Here is a 15327-nt window from a genome sequence, read left to right as displayed (position 1 = left end):
GTCAGTCGGCGAGCCGGTAGTTGCTGATCGCCGGCACCGCCATGCCGACCTCCGGCGTCGCCTCGACGTCGGCGCTGGTGACCAGCGTGTAGGTCATCCGGTAGAACGGCACGAACCACGCGTCGTCCACCAGGTGCTGGTTCAGCGCCCCGGCCACCTCGGCGGCGTCCGCCGCAGGGGTGGCCTGGAGCTCGGGCAGCAGGGCGGCGACGGTGTCGTCGCTGTAGCCGAACGGGTTGAACGTGCCCGGCACGACCAGGTCCTTGGCGACCAGCCAGTCGATCGGCATCTGCCCGATGTTCATCACCAGCCCGGAGAACTCCCGGTCCACGAACACCCGGCGCAGCGCGTCACCCTGGTCGACGTCCACCCAGGTCAGGGTGATGCCCACCGCGGCGAGGTCGGCGGTCAGCGAGGACTGGAGGGCGTCGGGCACCAGGGAACGCATCAGCGGCAGCTTGAGCTCGAAGCCGTCGGCGAGCCCGGCCTCGGCGAGCAGCGCCCTCGCCTTCTTCGGGTCGTAGGCGTAGGCGTCGTCCAGGTCGGCGGAGTAGCCCTCGCTGGCCGGGCCGAACATCTGGCCGGTGACGTCGCCCTTGTCCTGGCGGATCTGGGTCAGCATCGTGCCACGGTCGATCGCGTAGTTGATCGCCTGGCGCACCCGCACGTCGGACAGCTCGGGGGTGACCACGCCGGCGCGGTCGAAGAGCATGATGCCCTGCACGTCGATGTCGAAGTCCTGCGCCGTCAGGCCGGCGGCACCCTCCAGCGAGAGCTGCTGGTTGGCGTCCTGGATGACGGCGGTGTCGATCTGGCCGGTCTTCAGGCCGTTGACGATCGCGGTCTCGTTGTCGAAGTAGCTGATCGTGATCGTGTCGAAGTCGGGCTCGTCGCCCCAGTAGTCGTCGGCGCGGGTGTAGACCCACCTTGTGCCGATCACCGTGGAGGGGTCGAGCTCGTAGGGGCCGGTGCCGGCCGGCGTGGTCGACAGCGTGTCCGGGTCGTCGAAGGACGCGGGGTCGGCGATCAGGCCGGCGGCGTCGGACAGGTAGTACTCGAAGGCCGGGTCGGGGGTGTCGAGGTGCACCACCAGGTGCGTCGCGTCCACCACGTCGATCCCGGTCACCCCGGCGAGCCAGTTGGCCTTGGCGCCGGTGCCCGCGGCGAACCGCTCCATGTTGGCCTTGACGGCCGCGGCGTCGAGCGGGGTGCCGCTGTCGAAGGTGACGTCGTCGCGCAGGGTCAGGGTGAGCGCCGTGCGGGCCTCGTCCCACTCCCAGTCGGTCGCGAGCTGCGGCTGGTAGCTGCCGTCCGGCTCGCGCTCGAGCAGCGAGTCGTAGACCGCCTGGAAGAACGGCAGGGCGCTGCCGTTGGCCACGGCGGGGTCGAGGCTCTGCGGCAGGGTCATGGTCGCGACGTCCAGGCTGGTCGCGGCGTCCCCGCCGTCGTCCGACCCGGCCGAGCCGCAGGCCGTGAGCGCCAGCGCGGTCGCGAGGGCGCCGACGGCCACCCGTCCGGTGCGCCGATCCAGGATCGTCATCGTTCCTCCAGCGGAGAGCCGACCGGCCCGTCGTCGGACCGGTGTCAAAATGTCACCACGTGGTAACTTCGAACGAACATACACGCCGTGCCTGACGCCTCCAAACAGATCCGGAGGGCCGCGGTCCCGCCCGAGGTCAGGCCCCACGCGCGGGGCGCGGCGACAGGAGAGGATGGGCCGCATGAGCACCACCACGGGGCCCGAGCAGCGGCTCACCAAGGGCGAGCGGACCCGGCAGCGCATCCTCGACGCAGCCTTCGACCTGTTCGCCCGGTCCGGGTACCACGCGGTGTCGCTGCGAGACATCGCCGCCGCTGCCGATCTCACGCACGCCGGGGTGCTCAAGCACTTCCCCGGCAAGGACGACCTGCTGCTCCGGGTGCTCGAGCGCCGCGACGACGAGGCCCGCCAGGCGCAGCGGGAGCAGCGCGAGCGGGGGGACTCCTTCGCCGAGATCCTCGCCGGCACGGTCCGCCGAGGCACCGAGCACCCCGCCCTGGTGGAGCTGTTCACCAAGATCTCCGCCGAGTCGACCTCCCCCGACCACCCGTCGCACGCGTTCTTCGCCGAGCGCTACCGCACGGTGCGCGAGACGCTCACCACCTCGCTGCGGAACGAGCTCGCGCACGCGGCACCGGTGGACCCGCCGGTGGACCCGGACCGCGCGGCGATCGAGCTGATCGCCCTGATGGACGGCCTCCAGGTGCAGTGGCTGCTCGATCCGGGGTCGATCGACGTGCTGGCGGTGATCCGGGACGCGGTCCGGCGGATGGGGATCCGGGTCGACCCCTGATCGAGCAAAAGTCACCACGTGGTAACTTGAGCCGCGACCGGCCGACCGGCCGGTGCAGCACGCGGCTCCGCACGACGCCGCCGCTCGACGAGGAGCAGGCATGACCACCCCGCACCCCCCGCAGCACGCCACCGTCGCCGAACGCGCCGCGCTCACCTCGGGCGCGAGCACCTGGACGACCACGGAGAGCGCCGGGGTGCGCTCGCTGGTGCTGTCCGACGGCCCGCACGGCGTGCGACGCCAGCCCGAGGGTGCCGGTGACGCGCTCGGCCTGGGCACCTCGCTCCCCTCGACCTGCTTCCCGCCCGCCGCCGGGCTGGCCGCGAGCTGGGACCCCGACCTGGTGGAGCGCGTCGGCGCCGGCCTGGGCGCGGAGGCCGCCGCCCTCGGCGTGGACGTGGTGCTCGGCCCGGGGATGAACATCAAGCGCTCCCCGCTCGGCGGCCGGAACTTCGAGTACCTGTCGGAGGACCCGTACCTGACCGGGCGCCTGGCCGCCGCCGCCGTGCGCGGCATCCAGTCCGCCGGGGTGGGCGCGTGCGTCAAGCACTTCGCGGTCAACAACCAGGAGACCGACCGGATGCGGGTGGACGCCCGGGTGGACGACCGCACCCTGCGCGAGACCTACCTGCGCGCCTTCGAGCACGTGGTGCGCACCGCCGACCCCGCGATGGTGATGAGCGCCTACAACCGGATCAACGGGGCGCACGCCGCCGAGGACCCGTGGCTGCTGACCTCCGTGCTGCGCGACGAGTGGGGCTTCCGCGGCGTCGTCGTCTCGGACTGGGGGGCGGTGGACGACCGCGTGGCGGCGCTCGCCGCCGGCAACGACCTGGAGATGCCGCCGACCGGCACCGACGAGGAGATCGTCGCGGCGGTCGAGGACGGCCGGCTGCCCGCCGCGGTGCTGGACCGGGCGGTGGAGCGGATGCGCGCCCTGGCCGACCGGCTCGGCCCCGCCCGCCGGATCGACCCCGCCGCCGTGGAGCGGGTGCAGGCCGCGAACGCCGTGCTCGCCCGCGAGGCCGCCGCCCGCTCGGCGGTGCTGCTGAGCAACGACGGCGTGCTGCCGCTGCGCGGTGCCGACCTGACCCGGGTGGCCCTGGTCGGCGCGCTCGCCGCGCAGCCGCGCATCCAGGCCGGCGGATCCTCCCGCGTGGTCCCGACCGAGGTCAGCGACCTGCTCGGCGCCCTGAGCGAGCGACTGGGTGCCGGCGCGGTCCGGTACGCGCCGGGCTACGACGAGCACGGGATCGCCGGTGCCGAGCAGATCGAGGACGCCGTGCGCACCGCCCGGGGCGCCCGCGTCGCGGTGGTGCACCTCGGGCTGCCGGAGACCGCCGAGTCCGAGGGCTTCGACCGCACCGACCTGGACCTGCCCGCCGGACAGGTGGAGCTGCTGCGCCGGGTCGCCCGCGTGGTGGACCGCACGGTGGTGCTGCTGACCAACGGCGGCGTGGTGGACGTGCACCCGTGGGCGGGCGAGGTCGACGCCGTGCTGGAGACCTGGCTGCTCGGCCAGGCAGGCGGCGCGGCCACCGCCGACCTGCTGCTCGGCGAGCTCGCCCCCTCCGGCCGGCTGGCCGAGAGCATCCCGCAGCGGCTGTCCGACCACCCCTCGGCGCTGACCTTCCCCGGGTCCGACGGCGTGAGCGTCTACGGCGAGGGCACGCTGGTCGGCTACCGGGGCCTGGACGCCCTGGAGCGACCGGTCGCCTACCCCTTCGGCCACGGGCTGACCTACACGACCTTCGACTACCGCGACCTGCGGGTGGAGCGCCGGGGTGCGGGCTGGGACGTCACGATCACGCTGCACAACACCGGGGAGCGCGCGGGGACCGAGGTGGTGCAGGTCTACACCGGCGCCCCCGCCGGGTCCACCCCCACCGCACCGGCGGAGCTGCGCGCCTTCCAGGTCGTCCCGCTGGACGCCGGGGCCGCGCGGGTGGTCACGCTGCGGCTGGACGAGGACGCGCTGGCGACCTGGGACGCCCGCTCCGGGACGTGGCGGCGACGCGCCGGGGAGCACCGGGTGCACGTCGGCGCGTCCTCGCGCGACCTGCGGCTGAGCACCACCGTGCCCGTCGAGACGGACGGGCTGGCACGGCCGCTGGACGGCACCTCCACGATCGAGGAGTGGCGCGCCGACCCGGCCGGGGCACCGGTGCTGGCGGCGCTGATGGAGCGCGCCGGCCTGCGCGGGCGGGACGCGCACGTCGCCCCCGAGCTGCTGCGGATGTTCCTGTCGATCCCGCTCGACAAGCTGCGCTCCTTCGGGCTGGGCGTCTCCCGCGCGACCGTCGCCGCGATGGTGGCGGAGGCGGCCGAGAACCGGCGCTCGCTCGCGACCGACGGGACGGACGCCTGATGCGCGCCGTCGTCCCTGCCGGCTTCCTCTGGGGCGCGTCGACCTCCCCGCACCAGATCGAGGGGAACAACGTCGCCAGCGACATCTGGGCGCTGGAGAACCGCCCCGGCGGCCCGCTGCCCGAACGCAGCGGCGACGCCTGCGACTCCTACCACCGCTGGCACGAGGACCTCGACCTGCTGGCCGGCCTGGGGCTGGACACCTACCGGTTCGGCATCGAGTGGGCCCGGGTCGAGCCCGTCGAGGGCCAGGTCTCCCGCGCCGCGCTGGCGCACTACCGGCGGATCGTCGAGGGGTGCCTGGAGCGTGGGATCACGCCGGTGGTCACCCTGCACCACTTCAGCTCGCCCGCCTGGTTCGCCGCGGCCGGCGGCTGGCGCGGGGAGGACGCCGTCGAGCTGTTCCGGCGCTACGTCCGGACGGTGCTGCCCGTGCTGGACGGCGTGGAGTGGGTCTGCACGATCAACGAGCCGAACATGGTCGCGCTGATGGCCGCCATGCTCCGGGCCGGCGAGCGCACCGAGCTGCAGGCGGGCACGATGCCGCCGCCCGACCAGCAGGTCGCCGACGTGCTGGCACTGGCGCACCACGCCGCGCGCGAGGAGCTGGCGGCGCTGCCGGGGGTGCGCACCGGGTGGACGGTCGCCAACCAGGTGTTCCAGGCGCCCGCGGGCCAGGAGGACGACCCCGCCGTGCGGGCGCGGCTGATCGACTGGTCGTGGTCGCGCGAGGACCAGTTCCTCGACATGGCGCGCGAGGACGACTTCATCGGCGTGCAGACCTACACCCGCACCGTGATCGACGCCGACGGCCCGCGCCCGGTCCCGGAGGGCACGCCCCGCACGCAGACCGGCTGGGAGTACTACCCGGCCTCGCTGGAGCACGCGGTGCGCCACACGGCGGCACGGCTGCCCGGGGTGCCGGTGCTGGTCACCGAGAACGGCATCGCGACGGCGGACGACGCCCAGCGGATCGCCTACACCCAGGGCGCGCTGGACGGGCTCGCCCGGGCGATGGCCGACGGGATCGACGTGCGGGGCTACCTGCACTGGAGCCTGCTCGACAACTACGAGTGGGGCTCCTGGGGGCCGACCTTCGGGCTGGTGACCGTGGACCGCACGACCTTCGAGCGGACCGCCAAGCCCAGCGCGCGGTGGCTCGGCGAGGTGGCACGGGCGGCGCGGACCGCCTGAGCGCGGGTGCCGCGGCCCGAGTCGGAGCGCCGCCGGGCGGCCGGATCGCGGGCGACGCAGGGCAGCTCGAGTCGGAGCGCCGCCGGGCGGCCGGATCGCACCCGGGCCGCCTCAGGACGACCGCCGGGGCGCTCAGAGGCCGGCGACCGGCACCACCGGCACGCCCTCGGCGTCCACCCGGACCTGGAGCAGCGCGCCGGCCAGCGGGTCGGCGGGCGGCGCGGCGCCGAGCACCGGGGCCGGCGACCCGGCGGTGGTGACCCACAGCGCGCCGGAACCGGGGGCGCCGAAGCCGGGGCAGGTGATCAGCGGCGTCGGCAGCGGCACCGTGCCGAGCACCTCGCCCTCCGGGGTCAGGCGCAGCACGACGCCGCCGCCCCAGACCGCCACCCACAGCCCGCCGTCGGCGTCCACGGCGGTGCCGTCCGGCATCGGCGCACCCTGACCCTCGGCGAGCGCGAGCAGCACCTCCGGCGCGCCGACGGTGCCGCGCTCGACGTCGTAGGGCAGGCGGTGGACGGTGCGGGTCACCGAGTCGGTGAGGTACATCGTCGACCCGTCCGGGCTCCACGCGATGCCGTTGCCGCAGTGCACGCCGCGGAGGACCGGCGTGAGGTGCGCGCGGGCGAGGGCTGCGCCGGGCTGGCCTGCCGGGGCGCCGGCGGTGTCGGCGGCCGGGTCCGCACCGGCCACGTCGAGGCGGTAGAGCGTGCCGTCACGCACCGCCCCGCCGTCGGAGCGCATCGAGGCGATCCACAGCCGGCCGCGCGGATCGGTGCCGCCGTCGTTGAACCGGTAGCCGTCCGGCATGTCGGCGGGGCGCAGCAGCGGGCCGAGGTCGGGGGCCGTGATCGACGGATCGGCGGGACCGGACCGGTCGCGCTCCGCCGGACGCGGCCCCACCCCGCGCGCGGTGGCGGGCAGCGCGGCGATCCCGGCGGCGGTGGCGAGCAGCAGCCCGCCCGAGGCCGTCGGCCACACCAGCCCGACCGGCGTCGGCGTGCGCAGCGGACGCCCGCCCCAGCCGTGCACGGTGCCGGCGTCGACGTCCACCCAGAGCAGGTCGCCGGTCAGCGGGTCGTGCAGCGGGTGCTCGCCGAGCGCGGCCCGCTCCTCCCCGGCGACCGCCCACCACACCGGGTCGGCGGGTGCGGCGACGTCCCGCAGGTCCAGCCGGTGCACGGGGCGGGCGGCGGTCAGGTCGACGACGGTCACGGGCGGCAGCCTGCCAGCACGGTCCGGGCGGGCACCACGGAGATCCGGCCCGAGACGCGGCCCGGCGTTCGCCCGGCTCGCCCCGCTCGCCCCACCGACGACGCCGACGTCACGCCGCGCGGTCCGCGGTGGTGCGGGCGCGCAGCAGGTCGAACAGCCGGTCCACCTCCTCGCGGGTCTCGTGGTCGAGCACGAAGCCGTGCGGGGCGCGGGTGTCCGCGCGCGGCAGCACGCCCTGCCGGACCAGCAGGTGCTTCTCGATCGCCACGAACACGTCGATCGAGGTCTGCAGCGCCACCAGCGAGGACAGCGGACCGCTGATCTCGTAGGCCGCGTCCCACTCGCCGGCGGAGACCAGGTCCCACAGCCGCACGATCGCCCAGGTCACCTCGGCGCCGGGCATCGTGCCGACGATCCCGCGCCGGAACGAGTCGACCAGGGCGGCGCCCCCGGTGCCCTCGAAGACGCGCGCCCGCCCGCCGGTGGCCTCGCGGAGCAGCGTGAGGCGCTGACCGATCGGCGCGGCCTCCGGCTTGAAGTAGACGCGCTCGCCGTACCGGTCGAGCAGCCGCATCTGCAGACCGATGCTCAGCGACCGGCCGACGTAGCCAGAGGCGTCCTGCACGACGACGCCCAGGGAGGTCGCCTCGATGATCGCGGAGTAGTAGCCGAACAGGGCGTCGTCCTCGAGCTGCACGGTGATCGGCGGGATCGCCATCACCGCGTCGGCGCCGACGCTCTCCGCGTGCCGGGCGGCGGCCACCGCCCCGAAGGTCGACTCGGCGCCGCAGGACACCACCGCGAGCGCCCCGCGCGACCCCGCCTGCTCGGCGACGACGGCCGCCAGCCGCTCGCACTCCGGGGTGGTCATGCGCAGGATCTCGCTGACCATGCCGGTGGTGACGCCGTGGGCGCCGTGGTCGAGGACCCAGTCGATCTCGCGGCGGAGCGTGCTCTCGTCGATCCGGCCGTCCGGCGCGAACGGGGTCTGGACGACCGGCAGGACACCGGCCAGGGGCCGTGCGGACATCGTGTCTCCTCGGGAGGTGCGGGAAGGGGCGGCGGCGGTGCCGTCGGGGTACGGGGGTGCGGGGTCGGTCATGAGCGCCCCACCACGGGTTCCACGAACACCCGGTGCGCGGGTGTCGGCGCGGTGAGGAAGTCGAGGTCGGCGCCCTGGTCGGCCTGGAGCACGTGCTCGGCGTACAGCCGGGGCCAGCCGCGCAGGTGCCGGGCGCCGGCGCGCGGTGGCCCTCCCGCGGCGGTGAGGGCGGCGCGGCGGCGGTCGATCTCGGCGGCGTCCACCAGCAGGTCCAGGGAGCGTGCGGCGAGGTCGAGCCGGATCGGGTCGCCGTCCTGCACCAGCGCCAGCGGGCCGCCGACCGCCGCCTCGGGGGCGACGTGCAGCAGGACGGTGCCGAAGGACGTGCCGCTCATCCGCCCGTCGCTGATCCGCACCATGTCCCGCACACCGCGCTCGACCAGCCGCTGCGGGATCGGCGCCATGCCCCACTCCGGCATGCCGGGCACGCCCACCGGTCCGCAGCCCCGCACCACCAGCACGTCGTCCTCGGTGACGTCGAGGTCGGGGTCGTCCAGGCGGGTGCGCATGTCGTCGTAGGAGTCGAAGACGACCGCGCGGCCGGTGTGCGCGAGCAGGTCGGGGGTGGCGGCGGCCACCTTGATCACCGCGCCGGAGGGGGCGAGGCTGCCGTGCACCGCGGCGAGGGTCGGCGCGGGGAGCACCGGGTCGGCGAGCGTGCGGATCAGCGATCCCGGCGTCCCCGGCCCGGGGAAGTCGGCCAGCACCTCGCCCCACGGGCGACCGTCCCCCGCGCGCTGCGCGAGCGCCGCGTCCGAGCCGATCAGCGGGACCAGCGCGGCCAGCAGCGTGGGCAGGCCGCCGTCGGCGCGCAGGCGGTGCACCAGGCCGGAGCCGCACGGCTCCACGTCGGCGAGCAGCGGGACGTCCCGCCACAGGGCGTCGAGGCGGGGCAGGCTCGCGTCCAGCCCGAGGCGCCCGGCGACGGCGGCCAGGTGGATCACGGCGTTGGTGGACCCGCCGACGGCGGCGAGCACCCGCGCGGCGGTGTCCAGGGCGGTCTGGGTGATCCGCGCCGAGGGTCGCTCGGCGGCGCCGACCATGGCGACCACCCGCTCCCCGGTCGCGCGGGCGGCGGCCTCGACGGCGGGGCCGGTGGCGTCCAGCAGGGCGGTGCCGGGCAGGGCCATCCCGATCGCCTCGGTGAGCATCGCCAGCGTGGAGGCGGTACCCATCACGTTGCAGGCGCCCGGGCCGGCGCAGGACAGGCAGCGCTCCAGGCCGCGCCAGCCCTCGTCGTCCAGCACGCCGGCTCGGCGGTCCTCCAGCGCCCGCCACAGGTCGGTGCCGGCGCCCAGCGCCCGCCCGCGGAACTCCGGCGCGGAGCGCGCACCGCCGAGCAGCAGCAGCGCGGGCACGTCCGTGGAGGCGGCCGCCATCAGCGCGGCGGGCACGGTCTTGTCGCAGTTCGCCAGGTAGACCACGCCGTCGAGCGGGTAGGAGCGGACCGTCTCCTCCAGCTCCATGGCGACGAGGTTGCGGTAGAGCATCGCCGAGGGCTTCATCAGGTCCTCGCCGAGCGACATCACCGGGAAGCGCACCGGGATGCCGCCGGCCGCCCGGATCCCCTCGGCGACGTGCTCCGCGAGCGCGGTGAAACCGGCGTTGCACGGGTTGAGGTCGGAGGCGGTGTCCGCGATGCCGACCACGGGACGGCCGACGTCCTCCGGGCCCAGGCGCAGCGCGACGCGGTGCAGCAGGGCGACCTCGTCGTCCCCGCCGAACCACGCGGTGCTGCGCAGCGGCGCGGCAGCGGCGGACGGACGCAGCGGCGCGGAGCCGCCCGTCGGCGGCAGCACGCCGGTCACTCCGCCACCCCCGACCGTCGCGCGCCCGGCTCCTCCGGGTCGGCGCCGAGAGCCGCCGTCCACCCGCCGTCGATCGCGATGCTCTGCCCGGACACGTAGGACGCCTGGTCGGACAGCAGGAACGCCACCACGGCGGCGATCTCCTCCGGCTCGCCGATCCGTCCGGACGGGGACCGCTGCGCGAGGAAGCGCTCAGCGGCCACCGGGTCAGGGGCGCGGAGGAACGACTCGTCCAGCGCGGGCGAGCGCACGGCGCCGGGGGCGACCGCGTTGGCGCGCACACCCTGGGCGGCGTAGGTGACGGCCACCGAGCGGGTCAGCGCCTCGATCGCTGCCTTGGTCATCTCGTAGACGGTGTGCTCCGGGTAGGCGGCCCGGCCGTGCACCGAGGACATGTTGACGATCGCCCCGCCGCCCGCGCCGACCAGGTGGGACACCGCCGTCTCGCAGCCCCACAGGGTGCCGAGCTGGTTGCCGCGCAGCATGGTCTCGGTGGCCTCGGCGGACAGCGCGGTCAGTCCGTTGCGGATCGTGGTGCCGGCGCAGTTCACCCAGCCGCCCAGCGGGGCCAGGGTCAGCGCGGCGGCGAGCAGCCGGGGGTGCAGGTCGCGCTCCCCGACGTCCCCGACCACGCCGGTCGCGGTGCCGTCGGCCCCGGTGATCTCGGCGACCACGGCATCCACCCGCGCGGCGTCCCGCCCGACGACCACCACGGCCCAGCCGTCGGCGGCCAGCCGCAGGGCGATCGACCGGCCGATCCCGGAAGACGAGCCGGTGACGACGACGGAGCGGGCGGGGACGGTCATGCGGGCACCTCGTGGGGGTCGTTGCTCGTCGCCGAGCGGGGATCGGGGCCGGTCAACGGCCGGGGCGGGGGGCCGGCGGCGACCAGGGCGTCGGCGGCCTCGGTCAGCGTCTCCAGGCAGCCCGCGGCGAGCAGGGTCTGCCACACCTGGTAGCGGTCGCGGCCGTAGGAGGCGCGGTCCGGCAGGTAGACGAAGCCGGGGCCGTTGGTCAGGTTGAGCACCAGCACCGCGCGCTCGGGGTGCCGGGCGCGCAGGGTGGTCTGGAGCGCGGAGAACGCCTCGCCGGGGTGCGCCACGATCACCGCGTCACCGAGGTGCCACACCCACAGCGGGTGGCGGGCGACGTCCCCGTCCAGGTAGCCCTCCGCGAGCCGGCCGGCACGATCGCGGCGCTCGGCGGCGGCCACCGGGTCGATCCCGGACCAGCGCGCGGCGACCTGCGCGGCGGTCGGCACCGGCACGGCGGCCAGCGGCACCCGCGCGCTCACGCAGCGCACGTCGGCCGGCACCTCGGCGGGCTCGGGCAGCCAGAGGCCGATCGGCGCTCCGGACTCCACCACGCCGTCGAAGCGCAGGTGGGTGCCCGGCGTCCCCATGCCCGACAGCACGCCGAGGGCCGCAAAGCCGAGCGTGCGGCCGTTCCGGTCGGTGACCTCGGTGCCGGGCTGGTACTGCTCGCGCGGGGACAGCTCGCCGGAGGCGCCCTGGAGGAACAGGCAGGGTGCCCCGGTCTCGCGCTCGACGACCTCGCGGGCGGCGCCGACCAGGTCCGGCGAGAGCAGGGTGTTGTGGTGCGCCAGCGTGGTCGGGTGGCAGGCGTAGTTGAGCAGCACGCCGAGCAGCCGGTCGGGCTGCGCGCGATCCACCACCCGGCCGACCAGCAGCGTGCCGTCGGCGGGGGTGCCCGGGTCGAAGGCCACCACGTCGCGGTCCCCGCACGGGAGGTTGCGGGTGACGGCGAGGTCGCAGGTGCCCTGCGCCCAGGTGACGACGGCCGGGCGTGCGGCGTCCCGGGCCGTGATGCAGGCGGCCGTCGCCCCGTCGAGGAGGGTCTGCTGGTAGGCGGGCAGCAGGTCGGCGCCGGGCAGGTCGAGGCCGAGGTCGCAGATCGACGGTCCGGCGTGGGTGTGCACCAGGTGCAGCAGCAGGTCGTCCGGCTCGGCGTCGAGGGCGGCCAGCAGCGGGTCGCGCAGCCGCGTGAAGGACGCGGCCTCCCGCCACCAGCCGAGATCGAGGGTCAGCAGGTAACGCCAGCGGTCGGCGGTCTCGTCCCGGAACGCCAGGGCGGTGGCGGTGAGCGGCCGGTGCACGCCGGTGGCGACGTCGGTGCGGGCTGCGCCCCACGATCGCGCACGGACGCCGACCGGCGGGGTGATGTCGGCGCGGCCCACCCCTGCGGTCAGCGCGGACTCGCGCGGGGTCCAGGTGGTGACGGCGGGCAGCACGTCGCGGAGGACGGGGGCCTCGGGCGCGGTCATCGGGCGGCCTCCCGGTCGACGGGCACGGCAGTCGCGGGCACGGCAGCGTCCGGCACCGCGGCGTCGGCCCGCCGCAGCGCGTCCGCCGATCCCGCCCGCAGCAGCGTCGTGTCGGTGGCGACGGTGAGCATCCGCACCCCCCGGTCCCGCCAGTACGCGGCCATCTCCGGCGTGGCGCAGTGCAGCCCGGTCACGGTGCCGGCGGTGGTGGTCGCGGCGACCACCCGGTCCAGCGCGGCGTGCACGGCCGACGAGGTCAGGTAGGTCTCGCGCCCGTGGCCGAGGGAGAGCGCCAGGTCGTTCGGGCCGACGTAGACCGCGTCCACCCCGGGCACGGCGGCGATGGCGTCGGCGTTCGCCAGCCCGGCGGCGGTCTCCACCATGGCGACCACGATCCGCGCGGCATCGGCCTCGGCCGGCGTGGGCGCGCCCCCGTCGACGTCGCCCCACATCGGCCCCCAGGACCGCACCCCGCCCGGCGGGTAGGTGCAGGCGGCGACCGCGGCGGCGGCCTGCTCGGGGGTGTCGACCATCGGCACGATCACCCCGTCGGCGCCGAGGTCGAGGGCGCGCATCATCGCCTCCGGGTCCGGGCCGGGCACTCTGACCAGCACGGTCGCGGGCGTCGGGCGCAGCGCCTGGAGCACCGGCAGCACCGTGCCGGGGCCGGTCATGCCGTGCTGGAGGTCCACGCAGACGTAGTCGTAGCCCGCGCGGCCGAGCAGCTCGGCGACCACCGGGTCGGGCAGGGTGCTCCACACCCCGCGCGCCGGCAGCCCGGCGGCCCACCGGCCGCGCAGGGCCGGTCCGCCCGCCCCGCCCCGCAGCCCCGCCGCGCCCGCGTCCCGCATCGTCCCCGTCATGCCATCCGCTCCAGATCCGCCGCGGTCACCGCGTGCCGCAGCCCCTCGCCCCGCACCAGCCGTTCCACCTCGTCCACCACGATCCCGCCCTGCCGCAGCCGCCCCTCGACGGTGCCGGCGGCGTGGTGCGGGGTGAGCAGCACGTTCGGCAGCGTCCGCAGCGGGTGGTCGACGGGCAGCGGCTCGGCGTCGAACACGTCCAGCGCGGCGTCGATCCGCCCGGTGCGCACCTCGGCGAGCAGCGCGGCCTCGTCCACCAGCCAGGAGCGCGCGGTGTTGACCAGCCCCGCGCCGTCCGGCAGCAGGGCCAGCCGGCGGGCGTCGATCAGGTGGTGCGTCTCCGGCAGGCTCGGCGCGTGCAGGGCCACCACGCGGGAGGCGGCGAGCAGGTCGTCCAGCGGCAGCAGCTCGGCACCCAGGTCGCGGGCCTCCGCGGCGCTCAGGTAGGGGTCGGTCACCAGCACCCGGGCGCCGACGGCGCGCAGCAGGTCCACGTACGCGCGACCGGTGCGCGAGGCGCCGACCACGCCGACCGGGGCGCCGAGGATCTCGTGCCGGGGCGGTGCCGCCTCGGCCTGCTCCCAGGGCGCTCCGGTGCGCAGCGCGTGGTCGAAGCGCGGCACCCGGTGCAGCAGCGCGAGGGTGAACGCCAGCGCGACCTCCGCCACCGGCCGGGCCATCGCCTGCCCGGCCTGGGTGACCTGCACGCCGCGCGCGAAGGACGCCGGGGTGACGAACGGGCGCACGGTGGCGCCGATGTGCGCGGCGAGCCGCAGCCGGGGCAGCCGGTCCAGCAGGGCGTCGTCCAGCGGCGGCTGGCCCCAGGAGGTGATCAGCACCTCGACCTCCGGCCACGGTCCGGCCCCGTCGGCGAGCAGCGCGGCACCGCCGTCGAGCCAGCCGATCGATCCGTCCGCCGTGACACCCTCGGCCCCGGCGGCGCTCGCCACGCCGCGCGACCCGGCCAGCGCCCCCGCAGCGGCCGCCAGCCGCGCCACGGACTCCTCCGGGAACAGCTCCCCCCGCAGCGCGACCGGCACCGCCGCCAGCACGGTCGTCGTCATCGCAGCCACTCCTCCAGGTGCTCGGCCACGAACGCGTCGTCGCTGAGCCAGGGGTGCAGCCGCAGCACGCGGTCGATCTCCTCGGACTGCCCGGGCGACAGGGTCTCGGCGGGGTCGAGGCACCAGGTGCCGGTCAGCAGCCCCTGCCGGCGCAGCACCTCGTGCACCCCGGCGATGCAGCCGGCGAAGCCGTGGGAGGGGTCGAACAGGGCGGCGTTGGCGTCGGTGATCGCGGCCGACCGGTGCACCAGGTCCGCGAGCGCCTCGCGGTCCCCCGCGCGCGCCTGCTCCACCTGCGCCAGCAGCTCGACGGCCCGCCGGGTCCACACCGACCAGTGCCCGAGCAGCCCGCCGCGCACCCGCCGGGTGACCGGCACCCCGTCGGGGCCCTCGAAGATCAGGTCGGAGAGCAGGTCGGCGACGATCGCGTCGTCGTTGCCGGTGTAGAGGGCGATCTGCGGCCCCCGCGAGGAGCCGGCGACGGCCCGCGCGACGTCGAGGGTCTTGTACCGGTCGAAGGGTGCGGCCTTGATCGCCACCACCGCGTCGAGCTCGGCGAACCGGCGCCAGAAGTCCAACGACAGCCGGGGTCCGCGGATCGCGGCCTGGAGGTAGAAGCCGATCACCGGCAGCACCTCGCCGACGGCGGCGGCCCGCTCGATCATCAGGTCCTCGAAGCGCGCGGGGTCGGCGAGCACCGGGTCGTCGGCGGCCGGTCGCGGCGGGCTGAGCAGCACCGCGTGGTACCCCAGGCGAGCGGCGGTCTCCGCCTCGGCGACGGCCTGCGCGGTCGGTCCGGCGACCCCGGCGACCCGCAGGAACGGGCGCGGGTCCACCGCGAGCGCCTGGTCGATGGTGTCGGCGGCCAGCGCGAGCACCGGCTCGTAGAGGTCGATCCCGGGATCGCGGATCTCGAACTGGGTGGTGTGCACGCCCACGGCCACGCCCCCGGCGCCGGAGGCCAGGTAGTAGCGGGTGAGGGCGCGCTGGTGCCGCTCGTCCAGCCTGCGCTGCTCGGTGAGCGCCAGCGGGTGCGCGGGGATCACGGTGCCGGCGCGCAGCAGCGCGGCGACGTCGGCGGGGAGGGTCGCGGTCAT

General features: G+C 76.1%; 12 protein-coding genes. 3 read left to right on the top strand and 9 right to left on the bottom strand.

What is annotated here, in order from left to right; genetic code table 11:
• Position 1 precedes the first annotated feature (1 nt).
• Entirely contained in the window at positions 2-1540 is a 1539-nt protein-coding gene (locus ACZ5HG_RS00690; RefSeq protein WP_464179640.1) for an ABC transporter substrate-binding protein, read from the bottom strand.
• A gap of 181 nt (positions 1541-1721) precedes the next feature.
• On the opposite strand from ACZ5HG_RS00690, the gene ACZ5HG_RS00685 reads away from it, so the two are divergent.
• The 3 genes from ACZ5HG_RS00685 (at position 1722) to ACZ5HG_RS00675 (ending at position 5894) form a co-directional block, all read left to right on the top strand.
• The gene (locus tag ACZ5HG_RS00685; RefSeq protein ID WP_464179638.1) at positions 1722-2333 is read left to right on the top strand and encodes a TetR/AcrR family transcriptional regulator; all 612 of its coding nucleotides are present in this window, start codon (positions 1722-1724) and stop codon (positions 2331-2333) included.
• A 100-nt stretch (positions 2334-2433) separates the two neighbouring features.
• The gene (locus ACZ5HG_RS00680) at positions 2434-4701 is read left to right on the top strand and encodes a glycoside hydrolase family 3 C-terminal domain-containing protein (protein WP_464179636.1); all 2268 of its coding nucleotides are present in this window, start codon (positions 2434-2436) and stop codon (positions 4699-4701) included.
• A complete protein-coding gene (locus tag ACZ5HG_RS00675; protein WP_464179634.1) occupies positions 4701-5894 on the top strand; it encodes a glycoside hydrolase family 1 protein in 1194 nt (397 codons plus the stop codon). Before ACZ5HG_RS00680 ends, ACZ5HG_RS00675 begins: the two co-directional genes overlap by 1 nt.
• 132 nt (positions 5895-6026) lie before the next feature.
• On the opposite strand, the gene ACZ5HG_RS00670 is transcribed toward ACZ5HG_RS00675, so the two are convergent.
• From ACZ5HG_RS00670 to ACZ5HG_RS00635, 8 genes are all read right to left on the bottom strand, one after another.
• Positions 6027-7109 carry an SMP-30/gluconolactonase/LRE family protein gene (locus ACZ5HG_RS00670; protein ID WP_464179632.1) on the bottom strand — a complete coding sequence of 361 codons (1083 nt, stop codon included), beginning with the start codon at positions 7107-7109 and terminating at the stop codon, positions 6027-6029.
• Between the two features lie 109 nt (positions 7110-7218).
• A complete protein-coding gene (locus ACZ5HG_RS00665) occupies positions 7219-8139 on the bottom strand; it encodes a dihydrodipicolinate synthase family protein (RefSeq protein ID WP_464179630.1) in 921 nt (306 codons plus the stop codon).
• Between the two features lie 68 nt (positions 8140-8207).
• Entirely contained in the window at positions 8208-10019 is a 1812-nt protein-coding gene (locus tag ACZ5HG_RS00660) for a dihydroxy-acid dehydratase (protein ID WP_464179628.1), read from the bottom strand.
• Positions 10016-10825, bottom strand: coding sequence for an SDR family NAD(P)-dependent oxidoreductase (locus ACZ5HG_RS00655; protein WP_464179626.1), 810 nt, complete (start codon positions 10823-10825; stop codon positions 10016-10018). The genes ACZ5HG_RS00660 and ACZ5HG_RS00655 overlap by 4 nt, the downstream gene beginning before the upstream one ends.
• Complete coding sequence (locus tag ACZ5HG_RS00650; RefSeq protein WP_464179624.1) at positions 10822-12303, bottom strand: neutral/alkaline non-lysosomal ceramidase N-terminal domain-containing protein; 1482 nt, start codon at positions 12301-12303, stop codon at positions 10822-10824. Before ACZ5HG_RS00650 ends, ACZ5HG_RS00655 begins: the two co-directional genes overlap by 4 nt.
• Positions 12300-13166, bottom strand: a complete 867-nt coding sequence (locus tag ACZ5HG_RS00645) for an HpcH/HpaI aldolase family protein (protein ID WP_464179622.1) — start codon at positions 13164-13166, stop codon at positions 12300-12302. The genes ACZ5HG_RS00650 and ACZ5HG_RS00645 overlap by 4 nt, the downstream gene beginning before the upstream one ends.
• Positions 13163-14230, bottom strand: coding sequence for a hydroxyacid dehydrogenase (locus tag ACZ5HG_RS00640; protein WP_464179620.1), 1068 nt, complete (start codon positions 14228-14230; stop codon positions 13163-13165). The genes ACZ5HG_RS00645 and ACZ5HG_RS00640 overlap by 4 nt, the downstream gene beginning before the upstream one ends.
• Positions 14227-15327 (bottom strand): dihydrodipicolinate synthase family protein, encoded by a 1101-nt coding sequence (locus ACZ5HG_RS00635; RefSeq protein WP_464179617.1) that lies wholly within the window; start codon positions 15325-15327, stop codon positions 14227-14229. Before ACZ5HG_RS00635 ends, ACZ5HG_RS00640 begins: the two co-directional genes overlap by 4 nt.

The sequence above is a fragment of the Cellulomonas sp. GTC20042 genome (assembly GCF_055389595.1).
The sequence above is the reverse complement of the archived record's forward strand: the minus strand, read 5'-3'. Positions and strand labels throughout refer to the sequence as shown.